Source organism: Cupriavidus neocaledonicus (assembly GCF_000372525.1).
Lineage (GTDB): Bacteria > Pseudomonadota > Gammaproteobacteria > Burkholderiales > Burkholderiaceae > Cupriavidus > Cupriavidus neocaledonicus.
This window is the reverse complement of the sequence record NZ_AQUR01000107.1, coordinates 432,175-450,956: the sequence shown is the minus strand read 5'-3', so window position 1 is coordinate 450,956 and position 18,782 is coordinate 432,175. Positions and strand designations below refer to the sequence as shown.

Below are 18,782 nucleotides of genomic sequence, written 5' to 3'. Positions count from 1 at the left end.
GCCCCTATTTATATAGGCAGGAAATCCGGCGTCGACCGGGGCCTGCCGCTTCATTGTTCACGTTTACCCTGATACCGGTACGACTTATGGGATCCCAAGACCAGAACGCGGCGCCCGCCGCACGCCAGACCCCCTGGATGAACGAAGAGCTGGAAATGTTCCAGGACACCGTGCGCCGCTTCGTCGAGCGCGAACTCGCCCCCAACGAGCCGCGCTGGGCCGAGCAGGGCTACATCGACCGCGACATGTGGCGCCGCGCCGGCCAGATCGGGCTGCTGTGCGCCAGCATCCCCGAGGAATACGGCGGCGGCGGCGGCACCTTCGCCCACGAGGCCATCATCACCCAGGAGATGTCGCGCGCGGTCTGCACCAGCCTGGGCAACAACGTCCACAGCGGCATCGTGGCGCACTACCTGCTGCGCTACGGCACCGAGGCGCAGAAGCGGAAATGGCTGCCGCAGATGGCCAGCGGCGAACTGGTGGCGGCCATCGCGATGTCGGAACCCGGCGCCGGTTCCGACCTCAAAGCGATACGCACCCGCGCGCTGCGGGAACAGACCCCGGACGGAGACTGCTATCGCATCAACGGCGCCAAGACCTTCATCACCAACGGCTACCACGCCGACCTGATCTGCGTGGTGGCCAAGACCGATCCCGAAGCCGGTTCGCGCGGCGTGTCGCTGGTCATGGTGGAAACCCGGGACCTGCCGGGCTTCCGTCGCGGCCGCATCCTGGAAAAGATCGGGCAGAAGGGCCAGGACACCGCCGAGCTGTTCTTCGACGACGTGCTGGTACCGTGCGACAACCTGCTCGGCACGCAGGAGGGGCAGGGCTTTTACCAGCTGATGCAGCAGCTGCCGCAGGAGCGCATGATCATTGCGCTGGGCGCGGTCGCCACCATGCAGCGCGCGATCGAGCTGACCACCGACTACGTGCGCCAGCGCAAGGTGTTCGGCCAGCCGCTCGGCGACCTGCAGAACACCCGTTTCAAGCTGGCGGAATGCAAGACCGTGGCCACTATCGCCGCGACCTTCGTCGACGACTGCATGCAGCGCCTGATGGACGGCCAGCTCGACGCGGCGACCGCGGCGATGGCCAAATGGTGGTGCACCCAACAGAACTGCCAGGTCATCGATGAGTGCCTGCAGTTGCACGGCGGCTACGGCTACATGCTGGAATACCCGATCGCGCGCATGTACGCGAACGCACGCGTGAGCAAGATCTTCGGCGGCTCCAACGAGATCATGAAAGAGCTGGTCGCGCGCACGCTGTGACCCTGCCCGCGCGGGCGCAAAGCGCTATCAGCACTGTCCGTGTGCTAGTGCGCGCATGACGCAAAACGTCTGAGACCATGCGAAAAATGAAAGCCGGCACCTGTGCCGGCTTTCGTGCTTATGGTTACAAAACCGGATGTGCACGGATCCCGGGAAAGGTGTAAGGTGTGTCACAAGCATGGTCAATGGCCCGTCGCGCGCGGGGGCGAAGCCGAGCACAAATCAGCCAAAAGCTGACAGCAGAATCCGGCGGCAATGGCAGCGGGAAGGCAGTACCGAAACATCCGTTGCATCGTCGCAGATTCGTCAACTCGGACTCCACCATCGCCGTTATTTGACTATGATGAAGTAAAGACTTCGCAACATGACAGGTCGCCAGGCCGGGGTGGTGTACCGCGAACGTTGCGCGAAGCCTTGGGGGTAGCACTACCTACGCCTCGGACGTGAACTCTGACGGGAGTGAGGTATGGACATTTTTGGCCATTACGCTACGCGGTTCGAAGCTCGCAAGGAAGAGGAATACAGCATCCAGGAGTACCTGGAGATCTGCAAGAAGGATCCGACTGCCTACGCGACCGCTGCCGAACGCATGCTCGCCGCGATCGGTCAGCCTGAGCTGGTGGATACCCACCATGATCCCAGGCTGTCCCGCCTGTTCTTCAACAAGGTCATTCGCATCTATCCGGCCTTCCGCGACTTCTACGGCATGGAGGACACGATCGAGCAGATCGTCTCGTTCTTCAAGCACGCGGCGCAGGGCCTGGAAGAGCGCAAGCAGATCCTGTATCTGCTCGGGCCTCCCGGCGGCGGCAAGTCCTCGCTCGCGGAGAAGCTGAAGGCGTTGATGGAGCAGATCCCCATCTACGCGCTGAAGGGGTCGCCCATCCACGAGTCGCCCCTGGGCCTGTTCTCGCCGGAAGAAGACGGCAAGATCCTGGAAGAGGACTACGGCATCCCGCTGCGCTATCTCAATACCATTGCCTCGCCATGGGCAGTGAAGCGCCTGCACGAGTTCAACGGCGACATCACCAAGTTCAAGGTGGTGAAGCTGCGTCCGTCGGTGCTGTCGCAGATCGCGATCTCGAAGACCGAGCCGGGCGACGAGAACAACCAGGACATCTCGTCGCTGGTGGGCAAGGTCGACATCCGCAAGCTCGAGGACTTCCCGCAGGACGACCCGGACGCGTACTCGTATTCCGGCGGCCTGTGCCTGGCCAACCGCGGCCTGCTCGAGTTCGTCGAAATGTTCAAGGCGCCGATCAAGGTGCTGCACCCGCTGCTGACCGCGACCCAGGAAGGCAACTACAAGGGCACGGAAGGCTTCGGCGCGATCCCGTTCGACGGCGTCATCCTGGCGCACTCGAACGAGGCCGAGTGGCAGACCTTCAAGGCGGACAAGAACAACGAGGCCTTCCTCGACCGGATCTATATCGTCAAGGTGCCGTACTGCCTGCGCGTGTCCGACGAGGTCAAGATCTATGACAAGCTGTTGCGCAGCAGTTCGCTGTCGGCCGCGCCTTGCGCGCCCAACACGCTGAAGATGATGGCGCAGTTCGCGGTGCTCACCCGCATCAAGGAGCCCGAGAACTCCAACATCTTCTCGAAGATGCGCGTCTACGACGGCGAGAGCCTGAAGGACGTCGACCCGAAGGCGAAGTCGTACCAGGAATACCGCGACTACGCCGGCATCGACGAGGGCATGAACGGGCTGTCGACGCGCTTCGCGTTCAAGGTCCTGTCCAAGGTCTTCAACTTCGACAACACCGAAGTGGCGGCCAACCCGGTGCACCTGCTGTACGTGCTCGAACAGCAGATCGAGCGCGAGCAGTTCCCGCCGGAGCAGGAAGCCAAGCTGCTGTCGTATATCAAGGAGTACCTGACCACGCCGTTCGTGGAGTTCATCGGCAAGGAGATCCAGACCGCCTACCTTGAATCGTATTCGGAGTACGGGCAGAACATCTTCGACCGCTATGTAGTGTTCGCCGACCTGTGGATCCAGGACCAGGAATACCGCGATCCCAACACCGGCGAAATCCTCGACCGCAACGCGCTGAACGACGAGCTGGAGAAAGTGGAAAAACCCGCGGGGATCTCGAACCCGAAGGATTTCCGCAACGAGATCGTCAACTTCGTGCTGCGGGCGCGGGCCAACAACGGTGGCAAGAACCCGGTCTGGACCAGCTATGAAAAGCTGCGGATGGTGATCGAGAAGCGCATGTTCTCCACCACGGAGGACCTGCTGCCGGTGATCTCGTTCAATGCCAAGTCTTCGCGCGAAGACCAGGACAAGCACGAGAACTTCGTCAACCGCATGGTCGAGAAGGGGTACACGCCCAAGCAAGTGAGACTGTTGGTGGAGTGGTATCTGCGCGTAAGAAAGTCATCGTAACGGCGCCGCGGAACAGGTCTCTCAACGAGGGCAACATATGGCTACGGTCATCGATCGGCGCGAAAACGGCGGCAACAAGAGTGCCGTCAACCAGCAACGCTTCATCAAGCGCTACCGCGAGCAGATCCGGCAAGCGGTGGCAAAGGCGGTGTCCGGCCGGAAGATCATGGACATCGAGCAGAGCGGGCAGGTGTCCATTCCGGTCAAGGACATCAGCGAACCGATCTTCCACCACGGCCCGGGCGGGCGGCGCGAGTGGATTCACCCTGGCAACAAGAAGTTCGTCAAGGGCGATTCCTTCGACCGCCAGCAGCAGGGCGGCGGCGGGACTGGTTCGCGGGCCAGCGACAGCGGCGAGGGCGAGGACGATTTCGTCTTCACGCTGTCGCGCGAGGATTTCCTCAATTTCTTCTTCGAGGACATGGCGCTGCCGGACCTGGCCAAGCGCCACCTCGCCAAGATTGCCGAGGTGCGCAAGGTGCGCGCCGGGTATTCCATCGACGGCACGCCGTCCAACCTGTCGATCCTGCGCACCATGCGCAGCTCGCTGGGGCGGCGCATTGCCTTGTCCAGCCCTTACCAAAAGCGGCTGCGCCAGCTGGAGCTGGCCTATGCCGAGGCGCTGGAACAGGACGGTCCCTACGCCGAACGCACGCTCGAGCTGATGGAGAAGATGCGGCACTTGCGTGCCTGCATCGACCGCGTCCCCTTTATCGAGAAGCTCGACCTGCGCTACAACAACCGCGTGCTCAAGAAGCGCCCGCAGGCCCAGGCGGTGATGTTCTGCCTGATGGACGTGTCCGGCTCGATGGACGAAAGCCGCAAGGACCTGGCCAAGCGCTTCTTCATGCTGCTGTACCTGTTCCTGAAGCGCAACTACGAGCGCATCGACGTGGTGTTTATCCGCCATCACACCGTGGCGAAGGAAGTCGAAGAGGAAGATTTCTTCCACTCGCGCGAGTCCGGCGGCACCGTCGTGTCGAGCGCGCTGAAGCTGATGGTGGAGGTCATCCACGACCGCTATCCGCCCAGCCAGTGGAACATCTATTGCGCGCAGGCCTCGGACGGGGATAACTGGGCCGGCGATTCCGAGCTGTGCGGACGGCTGCTGCGCGAGTCGATCCTGCCGCTGGTGCAGTATTACGCCTATGTGGAGGTAGCGTCGGAAGAGCCGCAGAACCTGTGGGAAGAGTATCTGACGGTGAAGAGCCAGTTCGATCACTTTGCGATGCAGCGCATCATCGGCGCGGACGAGATCTACCCGGTGCTGCACGACCTGTTCCAGAAACGCGCGGCATAATCAGTGCTGGCCGGTGGATTGCCGGCAAGCCGCGGTGAAGAAGGCAATATTGGCAAGACAGGGATCCGGCGGCGCGCCCGCGCCGCAAGCACCGGCCTGCCTGTCTTGCGCGGACGAAAGGGGCGAAGATGGCTTATCTGTCCACGGGTTCGGAATGGACCTTCGAGCTGATCAACCGGTATGACCGCGAAATTTCCCGCATCGCCGGCGAGTTCGGCCTGGATACCTATCCCAATCAGATCGAGATCATTACCGCGGAGCAGATGCTCGACGCCTACGCGTCGGCGGGGCTGCCGGTGGGCTACAGCCACTGGTCCTACGGCAAGCACTTCCTGGCGTCGGAGCGCAGCTACCAGCGCGGGCACATGGGGCTGGCCTACGAGATCGTCATCAACTCCAATCCCTGCATCGCCTACCTGATGGAGGAGAACACCATGCCGATGCAGGCGCTGACGATCGCGCATGCCTGCTACGGCCACAACTCCTTCTTCAAGGGCAACTACCTGTTCCGCACCTGGACCAACGCGGACGCCATCGTCGACTACCTGCTGTTCGCCAAGAACTATGTAGCCGAGTGCGAGCAGCGCTACGGCGAGCAGGAGGTGGAGCTGCTGCTCGATTCCTGCCACGCGCTGCAGAACTACGGGGTGGACCGCTACAAGCGGCCCAAGAAGCTGTCGATCACCGAGGAAAAGGCGCGCCAGGCCGACCGCGAGAACTACCTGCAGATGCAGGTCAACGACCTGTGGCGCACGCTGCCCAAGCACCGGCCGCACGCACTGGCGTCGGAAGACGACACGCCCGAGCCCGATGTGCCGTTCCCGCCCGAGCCGCAGGAGAACCTGCTGTACTTCATCGAGAAGAACGCGCCCAAGCTGGCCCCATGGCAGCGCGAAATCGTGCGCATCGTGCGCAAGATCGCGCAGTACTTCTATCCGCAGCGCCAGACCAAGGTGATGAACGAAGGCTGGGCCACGTTCTGGCACTACACCATCATCAACCAGCTGTACGAGGAAAAGCTGGTCAACGACGCCTTCATGATGGAGCTGCTGCAGGCGCACACCAACGTCATCTACCAGCCGCCGTACCACAGCCCCTACTACAGCGGCATGAACCCCTACACGGTGGGCTTCCTGATGTTCCAGGACCTGCGCCGCATGTGCGAGAACCCGACCGACGAGGACTATCGCTGGGCCCCTGAAATCGCCGGCACCGACTGGCGCAAGACGCTCGACTTCGCCATGCGCAACTTCAAGGACGAGAGCTTCCTGCTGCAGTTCCTGTCGCCGCGCGTGATCCGCGAGCTCAAGCTGTTCTCGGTGCTGGACGATGACCGCGAGGGCAAGCTGCGCGTCACCGCGATCCATGACGACGAGGGCTACCGCGCCATCCGCCAGCTGATGGCGGCGCAGTATGACCTGTCCAGCATGGAGCCCAATATCCAGGTCACCAACGTCGATGTCGGCGGCGACCGCTCGCTGACGCTGCGCCACCTGCAGAACGACCGGCGTCCGCTGGCGCACAACTTCGATGAGGTGGTGCGGCACGTGACCCGGCTGTGGGGCTTTACCGTGCGGCTGGAGGTGGCCTATGAAGACGGCCGCACCGAGCTCAAGTACGAATGCAAGCCTGAGCGCCGCCACCGCCGCCCGCACGGCAGCGGGCTGAGCCTGGCCGCCTGAGCGGCAGGCGGCGCCACCGGCCCCGCCGCTTCAGACGGCGGGCGCCGGCTCGCACCAGTCGCGCAGCAGCTCCACCGCCTTGCAGCCGTCGCTGGCACAGACCGCTTCGCCCAGCACGCGGCTCCACCACCGTTCCGACCCGTCCGCCACGCGCCACGCATGCAGCCGGCGCGTATAGAGCTGCAGGTCATATTCCTCGGTAATACCGATCGCGCCGTGCACGGCGTGGGCGATCGCGGCCACCGGCGTGACCGCATCGCTGGCGCGCAGCTTGCCGATCGCCGCGCGCAACGGGTCGGGCGTGGCGCCGTCGCTGTCGCAGGCCAGTTGCGCCGCCACGCGCGCCGCGGCGACATGCTCGGCCATCTCGCTGACCTGGTGCTGGATCGCCTGGAACTTGCCGATGGCGCGGCCGAACTGCTGGCGGTCGTTGGCGTACTGCAGCGTCATGTCAAGCACATGCGACAGCGCGCCGGCCAGTTGTGCCGCGTGCAGGCAGGCGCCCTGCGTGCGCACGGTGCCGGCCGGCAACTGGAATGCCGCGGGCGCGGCGGGGTCGGGGCGCGCCACGCGCAGCGTCAGGTCGCCGTGTGCGCCGGTGGCCTCGGCGTGCGCCGCCGCGGCCGGCAGCAGCAAACAGCGTTCGCCGTCCTGCAGCAGGAACCATTGCGCATGGCGGGCGTCCGCCACGAGCGTGGCGGCGGCGCCATCGTCGAAGCTCGCCAGCGCGATCGGGCCGTCGGGCAGCGCGATGCCGCCGGCATGCAGCAGCGCGCGCGCAAAGAGGGTCTGCGCCAGTGGCAGCGGCAGGGCGTGGCGGCCGGTGACGAACAGCACCGGCGTCAGTTCGCGCAGCGCCAGCGCGGCGCCGCCGGCGGATTCGGGCAACAGGCAGTCGGCGAAGCCGCTGTCGTGCAGCGCTTGCCACAGCGGCTGCGGGTCGGCCTGCTGTTCCAGCGCGCGCACCGTGGCGGGCGTGCAGCAGTCGCGCAGCAGCGCGTCGAGGGCATCGGAGTAGGCGTTATGCATGGGCAATCTCGTTCAGGATGGCGGTCGAGGGCAGCGGATCAGCGCAGGCCCAGCCCGCGCGCGATCATGCCGCGCAGGATTTCGCGGGTGCCGCCGCGCAGCGAGTACGACGGCGCGATCTGCGTGACATAGGCCAGGGTGCGGTACAGCGCCCCATCGGCCGCGAGTGCCGGTTCGTCGCCGAGCGCGGCTTCCACCAGGGCCGGCACCGACTGCTCGAAGGTGGTGCCCAGGTCCTTCACCAGCGCGGCCTCGACCACCGGGCTTTCGCCCGCGGCCAGCCGCGCCGTGACTGCCAGCGACATCGCGCGCAGCACCGCCAGGTGGCCGGCGAGGCGGCCGGCGGTAACGGTGTCGCGCCGCGCCGGCGGCAGCCGGCGCAGGGCGTCGAGCCAGGTGTCGAGCAGCACCACGCTGGAATACAGCCGCTCCGGGCCGCTGCGCTCGAACGCCAGCTCGGCGTTGACCTGCTCCCAGCCGCTGCCTTCGTTGCCGACCAGCGCCTCCGGCTCCAGCGCCACGTCGTCGAAGGTCACTTCCGAGAAGTGCGCATCGCCGGCCAGGTCGCGGATCGGCCGCACCGTGACGCCGGGCGCATGCAGGTCGACGATGAACTGCGACAGCCCGGCCTGCCGGTCCTGCGGCGTGCCCGAGGTGCGCACCAGCGCGATCATGAAGTGGCAGCGGTCGGCGTTGGTAGTCCAGATCTTGCGCCCGTTCAGGCGCCAGCTGCCATCCGGCTGGCGCACCCCGCGCGTGGCCACGCTGGCCAGGTCCGAGCCGGAATCGGGCTCGCTCATGCCGATGCAGAAGAAGGCCTCGCCGCGGCTGATCGCGGGCAGGTAGCGCGCCTTCTGCGCGTCGTTGCCGTAGCGCAGGATCAGCGGACCGCTCTGGCGGTCGGCGATCCAGTGCGCCGACACCGGCGCGCCGCAGGCCAGCAGTTCCTCCACCAGCACGAAGCGCGAAAACGGATCCAGCCCCGCGCCGCCGTACTGCGCCGGCAACGTGATGCCGACCCAGCCGCGCGCGGCCAGCGCCCGGCTGAAGCCGGCATCGAAGCCCATCCACGAGCGCGCCCGTGTTTCCGCCGGCAGCGCCGGCAGGTGCTGGTCCAGGAAGGCCCGCACCTCGGCGCGGAATGCCGCGGCGTAGGGCGGCAAGGTAGTGAGGGTGAAGGTGGAGAGCAAGGCGGTCACGTTTGAGTCCTGTCGCTTGATATGGCAGAGGCGTGCTTTGGATTCCGCGCAGCGTTACCGGCCCGCCAGCAGCCGGCGCGCGGTATAGGTCATCACCTGTTCGCCGCGCTGGTTGAACACCTCGATGCGCGAGTCCACCACGGCGCGGCCGCTGCGCGAGGTCGGGCGGATGCCGGTCACGGTCACGGTGGCGTGGATGGTGTCGCCGACCCGCACCGGGCCGTGGATCTGCTGTGTCAGTTCCAGCATCGCCAGCCCGGTGCCCTGGATCATGGTCTGCAGGATGAAGCCCTCGATCAGCGCATAGGTCAGCGCCGCCGGCACCGGGCGGCCCTGGATCGCGCCGCCGTCGTAGCCGGCTTCGATGAAGATGGCCTCGACCATGCCGGTGACCGAGATGAAGTTGACCAGGTCGGTCTCGGTGACGGTGCGGGCGAAGGTGCGGAAGGCCTGGCCCTGGTGCAGGTCTTGCCAGTAGAAGCCCTGGCCCAGGCGGGGCAGTTCGGCATGCGTCATGGTGTCTCCGTGCCGGCGGCTCAGCGTGCGGCGCCGCTCTGTTGCAGTTGTGCGATCTGTTCATCAGCGAGGCCTGCGTCGGCCAGCACCGCGCGGGTGTGCTCGCCCAGCCGCGGCGGCAGCGCCAGCCGCGCGCGCTGGCCGTCGAAACGCACCGGCGCGCCGGGAAAGCGCAGCTTGCCCATGGCCGGATCGTTGGCGGTCTCGAAGAAGCCGGTGGCGGCCAGGTGCGGATCGTGCTGCAGGTCGTCGAGCGTGTTGATGCGCGCCACCGGGATCTGCAGCCGTTCGCACAGCGCCACCCAGTGCGCGGTGCCGTGCGCCTGCACGATCTCGCCGGTCAGTTCGTACAGGGTCTCGATATGCTCGGTGCGCGCGGCGATGTCGGCAAAGCGCGCATCGGCAGCCAGCTCGGGGCGGCCGGCGGCGTTGAAGAAGTCGCGCCAGTGCGCATCGGTGTACGGCATCATGCAGACATGGCCGTCGGCGCTGCGGTACGGGCGGCGCAATGGCGCCAGCACGCGCGGATAGCCGCTCGGGCCGCGCGGCGGCTCGAAGTGGTGGCCGTAGAAGTGCTCGACCAGGTTGAACGCCACCATCGATTCGAACATCGGCACTTCCACCAGCGTGCCATGGCCGGCGCTGCCATCGGCCTGGCGGCGCGCGCGGCCGGCCAGCGCCGCGCATACCGACAGCGCCGCCACCAGCCCGCTGGTCTTGTCCGCGGCAATGGTCGGGAAGTAGCGGCTGTCGCCGGTCTGCGCCGCCATCAGCGCGGCATTGCCCGACAGGCCCTGGATGATGTCGTCGTAGGCCGGCCGGCCGCCATAGGGGCCGTCCTCGGCAAAGCCCAGCAGGCTGACGAAGACCAGGTCCGGATGGCGCGCCCGCACGGCGTCGGGGTCCAGTCCGAGCGCCGCCAGCTTCTGCGGGCGCATGCTGTGCATCAGCACGTCGGCGCGGTCCAGCACGCGCTCCAGCGCGGCCTGCGCGGCGGGCTGCTTCAGGTCCAGCACCACGCTGCGCTTGCCGCGGTTGACCCCCAGGAAGATCGCCGCCATGCCGGTTTCGGCGGCGGGCCCGGTGCGGCGCGTGGAATCGCCTTCGGGCGGCTCGACCTTGATCACCTCGGCGCCGAGGTCGGCCAGCCACTGGCTGGCATACGGCCCCATCACCACCGTGGACAGGTCGACTACGCGGATGCCTGCAAGCGGCAGCATAGTGTCTCCGTGCTTGTGTACTGTCGGCACAGGGTAGATCAGCGACCTTCGGCTGGTCTAATATTAGTTTTTTAGCAATCGATATCCTGTGGATATTGGCAACCATGGACCTGCGCCAACTGCAGCAGTTCGTCGCCCTGGCCGAGACCGGCAACTTCCACCGCGCCGCTGAACGGCTGCACATGGCGCAGCCGCCGCTTTCGATCTCGATCCGCAAGCTAGAGGAGCAACTCGGCACGGCGCTGTTCGTGCGCACCTCGCGCGGGGTACGGCTGACGCAGGCGGGCGAGGCCGCGCTGCATGACGCGCGGCGGGCACTGTTCCACGCGCAGCAGGCGCGCGCCGCGGCGATGGCGGCGGGGCAGGGCGAGCGCGGCGCGTTGCGCATCGGCTTTATCGGCTCGGCCACCTATGCGCTGCTGCCCAAGCTGATCCCGGCATTCCGCGCCGCGCATCCCGGCATCGAGCTGATCCTGCATGAATCGACCACCGCCGCGATCCTCGACCGCCTGGAGCAGCACCAGATCGATGCCGGGCTGGTGCGCTTCCCGATCCTCTCCAGCGGCGGCTATGCGCTGACGCCGCTGGAGAACGATGTCTTCGTCGCCGCGGTGCCGGCCGACAGCCCGCTGGCGCGCGCGGACGCGATCGCGCTGCGCGCGCTGGCCGAGCAGCCCTTCATCATGTATCCGGCCGCGCAGGTGCCCAACCTGCATGCGGTGGCGATGCTGCTGTGCCAGCAGGCGGGCTTCGTGCCGCGCGTCACGCAGGAGGCGGTGCAGGTGCAGACCCAGGTGAGCCTGGTGGAAAGCGGGCTGGGGGTGGCGCTGGTGCCCAGCGTGGCGGCGCGCTACGCCAACCGGCGCGTGCGCTTCCTGCCGTTGTCGAGCCCGCGGCCGGCGGGCCGCATCGGCATTGCGCTGGCGGCGCGGCCCGATGACGGCGACCGCCAGGTGCAGCGCTTCCTGGCGGCGGCGCAGGCCGCGGTGCAGTAGCCAGCGATAACGGCTGGACGGTCAGGCGGCGCGCGGGCGCTGCGCGCGCGGCCGGACCGCGGAGGTCATGCCGGCGCGCTCCAGGTTGACGCCGGGCAGCAGGTGCAGCAGCCGAACCAGCTCGGACTGCCGATGCGTGCCGGTCTTGCGCAGCGTGTCGCGGATATGCACGCGCACGGTATGGGGCGAGAGGAACTCGCGCTCGGCGATTTCGTTGAGGGTTTCACCGGCGGCGAGCCGGATGGCGATGATGCTCTCCTTGCGCGACAGCCCGAACAGCGAGGTCAGCACGCCGGCATCCAGCACCGAGCGCGATTCGGAATTGCCCAGCAGCAGCATCGCCGCGGGCAGCTGCCACGGGCCCTCCACCGGCTGGCGCGATACCAGCGGCGTGACGATGATCGGCACCGGCTGCCCGCCCGAGGTGATATGCATCCACGAGCCCGACGCGGCGTCGGCACCGCGGCCGCGCATGGCGCCGTCGAGCAGCTTGCGCAGCACCGCCTGCAGCGTGTCGCTATGGGCGCGCAGCACGCCGTCCTGCAGCGACAGGTGGCTGTCGGCCTGCACCAGCGCTTCGGCCCAGCTGTTGGCGTAGCGCACGCGCAGGTCGGCCTGCAGCACCATCACGCCGAAGTCCAGGGTATCGAGGCCGGCCAGGCCCAGGCTGGCCAGCCCGCTCAGTTCGAAGTTGCGCTGCTGCATGCGCGCGGCGCGCACCCAGTGCGGCATGACGTGCGACAGGCGCCGTTCACGCTGGCCGGCGCTGATGCTGCCGGCGTTGGTGCCGCTCATCAGCACGCAGACTTCGGCGTTCTCGACCAGCCGGATGCCTTGCTCCAGCTCGGTGCAGGCCAGCGCCGCGGCATCGGTCGCGGCGGTCGCGGCGCCGCCGCAGCACAGCGCCGCCGCGTCAGGCAGGGCCGTGCCGGCACCTTGGCAAGCGCGGTCGAGCATGCCGGGCAGGCGCTCGGGCAGGCTGGCACCACCGGTGAAGCAGCCGTGCGGGGTCACGCCGAGGCGGGCATGGCCGGCAAGCTTGTCCCAGATCAGGTAGCGCGGGCTGACGGTGCAGGTGTACCGCGAAAACAGGTCGAGGGCGGCGGGCATGGCCGCGACGTCCAGCGCAGATTCATAGATGGAGTCGACCAGACGATGGAAGTCCTCGTCCGTTGTCGGGTGTTCGCCCATGTTCAGATCCCCCCGGTGGCAAACGCCTCTTGCCCTGCGCCACGGCAAGTGGCCACATCCCTTGGTGTTATCGGTTCCGTTCTGGCGTTCTGTAGTGGCGCCGATACGGCTGCTGCCGGCAGCGCCTTGTCGGTCGCGCTTGCCGTGCCGCAATCATGCCAAACAATGTTGTATGTTTTATACCCCGTGTTTGGGGGGGGAAACCCCGATTGTGCGGCGCAAAATTCTCATCAGGCCCGCCTCCGGCGCCTTTTTCCAGCGCTGGCGGGCGCCCCCCCGTTTACTGTGGCGTGGCCTTTGTCGCCAGTTCCCCCGCGGGCAGTTCCACCGAGCCGCCGTCGACCTGGATGGTCAGGCTTGGCGATGCCATGCGGATGCCGCTGGCATCGAAGTTGCGCTTGAGCCGGGCATTGAAGGCGCGCGTGATCTCGGCCTGCATCAGCGGCCGGGTCTTGATCTGCGCCATCACCACGGGCCCGCTCGGATCGAAGCGGTCCAGGCCCAGGATTTCGAGCCCGGATATCAGCTTGCGGCCGTAGCGGTGGTCGCGGGCCAGCTCGGCGCCGGTGGTGCGGATCAGGTCCAGCGCGCGGTCCAGGTCGCTCTGGTAGCTGATGCCGATGCTGAGCACGGCGTAGCCGTAGCCGCGCGACAGGTTCTTGACCGCCTTGATCTGGCTGTACGGCAGCGTGTGCAGCGCGCCGCGGCCGTCGCGCAGCTTGACGGTGCGGATGGTCATGGCCTCGACCACGCCGGCGTGGTCGGGCAGCTCGATCGAGTCGCCGATGGCGATCGAGTCCTCGACCACGATGAACAGGCCTGTGATCAGGTCCTGCACCAGGCTTTGCGCGCCGAAGCCGATCGCCAGGCCGACCACGCCCGCGCCGGCCAGCAGCGGCGTCACATTGACGCCCAGGTTGGCCAGCACCACGATCACGGTGAGCACCAGCAGGCCGATGAACGAGGCATTGCGCACCAGCGGCAGGATGGTGCGGGCGCGCAGGCTCGGCTGGGCGGCGCGCGCGTGCCCGGGCGACAAGGACTGCGTGATGGCGGTATCGATCAGCAGCCAGACCAGCCAGGCCAGCAGCACGGTGCTGGTGACGCGCAGCGCGGCCTCGGTCAGGTGGCGCCCGGCGGCCGACGACTCGGCCAGCCGCACCAGCGAAGAGCCCCACACGCGCATGACCATTTCCAGGAACCCTGCCCACACCACCACACGTGCCAGCGCCAGCGCAAAGCGCCCGTAGCGCTGCAGGTAGGCCGAGCGGCGGCGGTCGCGGATGCGCGGCGCGCGCGCGCCGGCCTTGGGCGAGCGCCCCAGCACCATGTTCAGCAGCAGCGCGGCGACGAACAGCGCCACCGACGCTACCGTGCGGCGCAGGAACACTTCGGCATGGCCGGTGGCCAGCACCGTGCCGATCACCGACGCCACCACCACCGCCAGCACCGGCAGGTGCCAGGCGTGGCCGGCCAGGCGCAGCAGATCGGTCACGGCAGGATGGGCCTGGCGGAACGCCAGTGGCCGCAGGCTGATCAGGTGGCCGACCTGGCGGCGGAATGTCAGCGCAAACACGCCGATACCCAGCGCCGCGGCGATATTGGCCAGGGTCGAGACCAGCGCGCAGAGGTTGCCGCCCAGCACCGCGACCATGCGGCCGTCGGCGGCGCCGTTGCCCAGCGCCGCCAGCGCGCCGGTGCAGAACAGCAGCCACGGGGAACGCGCCAGCAGTTGCCGCACCGCCAGTTGCCGGTGCGCGCTGCGGAACAGCGCGAAGATGACCTGGCACACCGCCGCCGCGACCGCGCCGGCGACGATGGCGTAGGCCAGCAGCACGGCGGCGACGCTGGCCGGCGATTGCGCGAACAGCTGGCGCGCCAGCAGCAGCGTCAGCCCGAACGCCACCACCCATGGGCCGATATGGCGCAACATGTAGAGGCCGACATCGACCCACGACGGCAGTTCGGGCAGCTTGCCGCGCGGCGCGGGGGCGGCGCCGGCCGTGCGCCGCCGCCGCAGCCGGTGGCCGGCCTCGTACAGCAGCCAGCCGCACACCGCCCATGCCGCCAGCACCAGCGCGAATTCGCGCAGCGAGTCCAGGCCGGTGCGCGTGCCGCCCTGCGTCAGCGCGGCGCGCCATTCGTCGGCCGCGAAGCGCGTGCGCCAGCCCCAGTATTGCCACGGGCCCCGATCTTCGCGCAGGTGCGAGTCGACTTCGTCCAGCACCTGCGCCACGGCACCGATCAGCCCGGGTGCCGAGGCCGCGTCCGGCGCGGCCGGCGGCGCCATCGCCGCCGACGCCGCCAGGCCCTGTCGCAGGGTTTGCAGCTGGCCCACCAGCGCGCGCCGCTCGCGGTCGTCCTGCAGCGTGGCGATGACCTGGTCCAGCGACTGCGCCAGCGGCACGCTGGCGGCGGGGGCGCTGGCGGCCGCCGCGGGTTTCTCCGCCGGCGCCAGCAAGGCGGCGAGCGGGCCGGCGGCGGCCGCGGGCATCGCGCACAGCAGCGCCAGCAGGCCGGCCAGCCAGGCCAGGGCCGTGGCGAGGGCGGCATGCCGGCGGCGCCGGGCGAAGGCGTGAGGTTCGGGTTTGCGCATGGCGGGTGATCGTCCGCCGGCTGGCGCCGGCGCCGGAATGGCCATCGATCGCGCCACTGTAACGCATCGGTCGGGTGGTGTGCCGGGCGGCGTGCTGGGGCGCGCATCGGGCGCATTCGTCGCATTCGTCGCTTCAGACGATGCATTGGCGACGCCGATCCCCGAATCTCGAACCCACTCCGGTACAGGCGCTGCTCGCGTCTGCCGGCTTCAACCAGAACGCGGCCGCGCAGCGCGGACGCACGGCAACAAGGGACAAAGGAAAGACGGCATGGAACTCAATGCATCGGTATCGGCAGTGGTGACGGGTGGCGCATCGGGGCTGGGCGCGGCAACCGCGCGGGCGCTGGCCGCACAGGGCGTGCGCGTGGCGCTGTTCGACCTGAACGCCGACAAGGGCGAAGCGCTGGCGCGTGAACTCGGCGGCGTGTTCTGCCAGGTCAACGTGACCTCCGAGGCTGAGGTCGAGGCCGGCTTTGCGAAGGCGCGCGCCGCCATCGGGCAGGAGCGCATCCTGGTCAACTGCGCCGGCACCGGCAACGCCATCAAGACCGCCTCGCGCTCCAAGGAGGCGCCCGACCAGATCAAGCATTTCCCGTCCGATGCCTTCGAGCGCATCATCCAGATCAACCTGATCGGCACCTTCCGCTGCATCGCGCGTTCGGCCGCCGGCATGCTGACGCTGGACACCACCGGCGGCGAGCGCGGCGTGATCATCAACACCGCCTCGGTGGCGGCGCAGGACGGCCAGATGGGGCAGGCGGCGTACTCGGCGTCGAAGGCCGGCGTGGTCGGCATGACGCTGCCGATCGCGCGCGACCTGGCGGGCGAGGGCATCCGCGTCAACACCATCCTGCCGGGCATCTTCAATACGCCGCTGCTGCAGGGCGCGGCCGAGAACGTCAAGGCCGCGCTGGCCGCGTCGGTGCCGTTCCCGAAGCGCCTGGGGCAGCCGGAAGAGTTTGCCTCGCTGGCGGTCGAGATGTGCCGCAACGGCTATTTCAATGGCGAGTCGGTGCGCCTGGATGGCGCCATCCGCATGGCGCCGCGCTGAAGCCTCGACGGGCCTGTCGCCAGGGGCGGACCCGCGTCACGCGAGTCCGTCCCTGGCATGAAATCTTTGGGAGACGCGGATGGATTTCAGCTATCTGACGACGCTGCCGCACGCGGTGCGCCATTTCGCGCGCCTGCGGCCGGAGGCGGTGGCGTATTCGTTCGAAGGCCGGCAGACCACGTATGCCGGGTTCGAGCGCAACACCGACCGCGTGGCGCAGGGCTTGCTGGCCGAAGGCGTGCGCGCGGGCGACCGCATCGGCTATATCGGCAAGAACAGCGACCACTATTTCGAACTGCTGCTGGGCGCGGCCAAGACCGGCGCGGTGATGGCGCCGGCCAGCTGGCGCCTGGCGCCGCCCGAGGTCGAGTTCATCCTCGGGCATTGCGATGCGGTGGTGCTGTTCGTCGGTGCCGAGTCCGCGGCGATGGTGCGCAACCTGCTGCCGGCGCTGCCGCTGGTGCGCAAGGTGGTGGTGATGGAGCCGTGCGACGTGCAGGGCGACTGGCCGTGCTTCACCGACTGGCGCGACGCGCATCCGGCCACGCCGCCCGCGCATGAGCCGGCCGCGCACGACGTGGTGCTGCAGCTGTACACGTCGGGCACCACCGGGCGGCCCAAGGGCGCGATGCTGACGCACCGCAACCTGACCATCGGCACCGAGGTCAGCGAGCGCGAACACCTGGCCTGGTCGCATTGGGTCGCCGACGATATTTCGCTGGTGGCGATGCCGGTGGCGCATATCGGCGGCTCCGGCTGGGGTTTGCGCAACCTGCTGTCCGGTGCCAAGGGCGTGGTCGCGCGCGAGTTCGATCCGCGCGCGGTGCTCGACTTCATCGAGAAGGAGCGCGTCAGCAAGCTGTTCCTGGTGCCGGCCGCGATGCAGATCGTGCTGCGCGACCCGCGCGCGCGCCAGGTCGACTATTCGCGCCTGAAGTACCTGCTGTACGGCGCCGCGCCGATTCCCGCGGCGCTGCTGCGCGAGGGCATCGAGGTGTTCGGCTGCGGCTTCGTGCAGCAGTACGGCATGACCGAGACTACCGGCACCATCGTCGCGCTGCCGCCCGAAGACCACACCACCGACGAGGTGCCGCGCATGCGCGCCGCGGGCAAGGCGCTGCCGGGGGTCGAGCTGAAGGTGGTGGATTATGAAGGGCGCCGGCTGGCACCGGACGAGGTCGGCGAGGTGGTGGTGCGCTCGCAGCACAACATGGCCGGCTACTGGAAGCAGCCCGAAGAGACCGCGCGCACCATCGACGCCGGCGGCTGGCTGCGCACCGGCGACGCCGGCTACATGGATGCCGAGGGCTACCTGTACATCCACGACCGCGTCAAGGACATGATCATCAGCGGCGGCGAGAACGTCTATCCGGCCGAGGTCGAAAGCGCCATCTACGGCCATCCGCAGGTGGCCGACGTGGCCGTGATCGGCGTGCCGGACGACAAGTGGGGCGAGGCGGTCAAGGCCATCATCGTGCTCAAGCCGGGGCAGGCGGCCGACCGCGATGCCATCCTCGCCTGGACGCGCCAGCGCGTGGCGGGGTTCAAGGTGCCGAAGAGCATCGAGTTCGTCGATGCGCTGCCGCGCAACCCGTCGGGCAAGCTGCTGCGCCGCAAGCTGCGCGAACCCTTCTGGGAGGGCATGAACCGGCAGGTGAACTGAGGCCTGCCGCAGCCAGACAAAAGCCCGCCGCAACCCGGCAGGCCTTTGCCTGCGACGGGCCAGCGGCTGGAGTCCGCCGGCCGCGCCAGGCCCGGACGCCTACTCCTTCTTGATCACGCTGACCTTGCCGTCGGCTTCAAGGTAGAGCGCCTTGACGCCTTCGATCGAATCGACGCCATGCTGGCGGTACTTCGCCTCGAGTTCCTCGTCGGTGATGTTCTCGCGTCGCATGTTCTCGTGCAGCTTGACGCCGTCGCGTACCAGCAGCACCTTCTTGGCTTCGGCGAAGCGTTGAAAGCTCGGGTACTTGTAGGCCAGGAAGTCGATCAGCCGGTTCCAGACGATCAGCGTGACCACCAGCAGCACGGCGTCGGCCACGCCCTCGCCCTTGCCGGCCATGCCGTTCTGCGCCGCGTCGGCGACGATCACGATCAGCAGCAGGTCGGCGATGCCCATCGAGCCGATGTCGCGCCGCACGACGAAGCGGAACAGCAGGAACAGCGACCAGTACATCACCGTGCCGCGCACGATGATCTCGAGCGGCGAGATGGTGAAGAAGAGCGCTTCGCGCCAGTCGATCGAAAAGTCCATGCCGGCAACGCTGCAACTTCCTTGCCAGCATGCAGGCACGGGGCGGCGGCCACAGCGTGGCGCCGGCGCCGCTATACCGCAGG

General features: G+C 67.9%; 14 protein-coding genes. 7 read left to right on the top strand and 7 right to left on the bottom strand.

Annotation, left to right across the window (positions count from 1 at the left end):
• The first annotated feature begins 86 nt into the window (after nucleotides 1-86).
• The 4 genes from A3AG_RS0130270 (at nucleotide 87) to A3AG_RS0130255 (ending at nucleotide 6,645) form a co-directional block, all read left to right on the top strand.
• Nucleotides 87-1,274, top strand: coding sequence for an acyl-CoA dehydrogenase family protein (locus A3AG_RS0130270; protein WP_026164578.1), 1,188 nt, complete (start codon nucleotides 87-89; stop codon nucleotides 1,272-1,274).
• 466 nt (nucleotides 1,275-1,740) lie between these two features.
• Nucleotides 1,741-3,663, top strand: a complete 1,923-nt coding sequence (locus tag A3AG_RS0130265) for a PrkA family serine protein kinase (protein WP_012355394.1) — start codon at nucleotides 1,741-1,743, stop codon at nucleotides 3,661-3,663.
• Nucleotides 3,664-3,700: 37 nt separating this feature from the next.
• Nucleotides 3,701-4,963 (top strand): YeaH/YhbH family protein, encoded by a 1,263-nt coding sequence (locus tag A3AG_RS0130260; protein ID WP_018009015.1) that lies wholly within the window; start codon nucleotides 3,701-3,703, stop codon nucleotides 4,961-4,963.
• 128 nt (nucleotides 4,964-5,091) lie between these two features.
• The gene (locus tag A3AG_RS0130255) at nucleotides 5,092-6,645 is read left to right on the top strand and encodes a SpoVR family protein (RefSeq protein ID WP_018009014.1); all 1,554 of its coding nucleotides are present in this window, start codon (nucleotides 5,092-5,094) and stop codon (nucleotides 6,643-6,645) included.
• A 30-nt stretch (nucleotides 6,646-6,675) separates the two neighbouring features.
• Here A3AG_RS0130255 and A3AG_RS0130250 read toward each other — a convergent pair whose 3' ends face one another.
• Genes A3AG_RS0130250 through A3AG_RS0130235 form a run of 4 tightly spaced genes read right to left on the bottom strand, consistent with a single transcriptional unit; the run spans nucleotide 6,676 to nucleotide 10,609 of the window.
• On the bottom strand, nucleotides 6,676-7,674 hold the full coding sequence (locus A3AG_RS0130250) for an acyl-CoA dehydrogenase family protein (RefSeq protein ID WP_018009013.1): 999 nt from the start codon (nucleotides 7,672-7,674) through the stop codon (nucleotides 6,676-6,678).
• A 38-nt stretch (nucleotides 7,675-7,712) separates the two neighbouring features.
• The gene (locus A3AG_RS0130245) at nucleotides 7,713-8,873 is read right to left on the bottom strand and encodes an acyl-CoA dehydrogenase family protein (RefSeq protein ID WP_018009012.1); all 1,161 of its coding nucleotides are present in this window, start codon (nucleotides 8,871-8,873) and stop codon (nucleotides 7,713-7,715) included.
• 54 nt (nucleotides 8,874-8,927) lie between these two features.
• Nucleotides 8,928-9,389 carry a MaoC family dehydratase gene (locus A3AG_RS0130240; protein ID WP_018009011.1) on the bottom strand — a complete coding sequence of 154 codons (462 nt, stop codon included), beginning with the start codon at nucleotides 9,387-9,389 and terminating at the stop codon, nucleotides 8,928-8,930.
• Between the two features lie 20 nt (nucleotides 9,390-9,409).
• Nucleotides 9,410-10,609 carry a CaiB/BaiF CoA transferase family protein gene (locus A3AG_RS0130235; protein WP_018009010.1) on the bottom strand — a complete coding sequence of 400 codons (1,200 nt, stop codon included), beginning with the start codon at nucleotides 10,607-10,609 and terminating at the stop codon, nucleotides 9,410-9,412.
• A gap of 104 nt (nucleotides 10,610-10,713) precedes the next feature.
• Between A3AG_RS0130235 and A3AG_RS0130230 the strand changes: the two genes are divergently transcribed.
• A complete protein-coding gene (locus A3AG_RS0130230; protein ID WP_018009009.1) occupies nucleotides 10,714-11,604 on the top strand; it encodes a LysR family transcriptional regulator in 891 nt (296 codons plus the stop codon).
• A 21-nt stretch (nucleotides 11,605-11,625) separates the two neighbouring features.
• On the opposite strand, the gene A3AG_RS0130225 is transcribed toward A3AG_RS0130230, so the two are convergent.
• Together A3AG_RS0130225 and A3AG_RS0130220 are read right to left on the bottom strand one after the other, a co-directional pair.
• The gene (locus tag A3AG_RS0130225) at nucleotides 11,626-12,795 is read right to left on the bottom strand and encodes a helix-turn-helix transcriptional regulator (RefSeq protein ID WP_018009008.1); all 1,170 of its coding nucleotides are present in this window, start codon (nucleotides 12,793-12,795) and stop codon (nucleotides 11,626-11,628) included.
• A 280-nt stretch (nucleotides 12,796-13,075) separates the two neighbouring features.
• Entirely contained in the window at nucleotides 13,076-15,391 is a 2,316-nt protein-coding gene (locus tag A3AG_RS0130220) for a mechanosensitive ion channel family protein (protein WP_018009007.1), read from the bottom strand.
• 271 nt (nucleotides 15,392-15,662) lie between these two features.
• Between A3AG_RS0130220 and A3AG_RS0130215 the strand changes: the two genes are divergently transcribed.
• Both A3AG_RS0130215 and A3AG_RS0130210 read left to right on the top strand, forming a co-directional pair.
• Nucleotides 15,663-16,445, top strand: coding sequence for an SDR family NAD(P)-dependent oxidoreductase (locus A3AG_RS0130215; protein ID WP_018009006.1), 783 nt, complete (start codon nucleotides 15,663-15,665; stop codon nucleotides 16,443-16,445).
• A 79-nt stretch (nucleotides 16,446-16,524) separates the two neighbouring features.
• Nucleotides 16,525-18,108, top strand: coding sequence for a fatty acid--CoA ligase (locus tag A3AG_RS0130210; RefSeq protein ID WP_018009005.1), 1,584 nt, complete (start codon nucleotides 16,525-16,527; stop codon nucleotides 18,106-18,108).
• Between the two features lie 99 nt (nucleotides 18,109-18,207).
• Here the strand turns inward: A3AG_RS0130210 and A3AG_RS0130205 are convergent, their stop codons facing one another.
• On the bottom strand, nucleotides 18,208-18,699 hold the full coding sequence (locus tag A3AG_RS0130205) for a DUF421 domain-containing protein (protein ID WP_018009004.1): 492 nt from the start codon (nucleotides 18,697-18,699) through the stop codon (nucleotides 18,208-18,210).
• Nucleotides 18,700-18,782 lie beyond the last annotated feature (83 nt).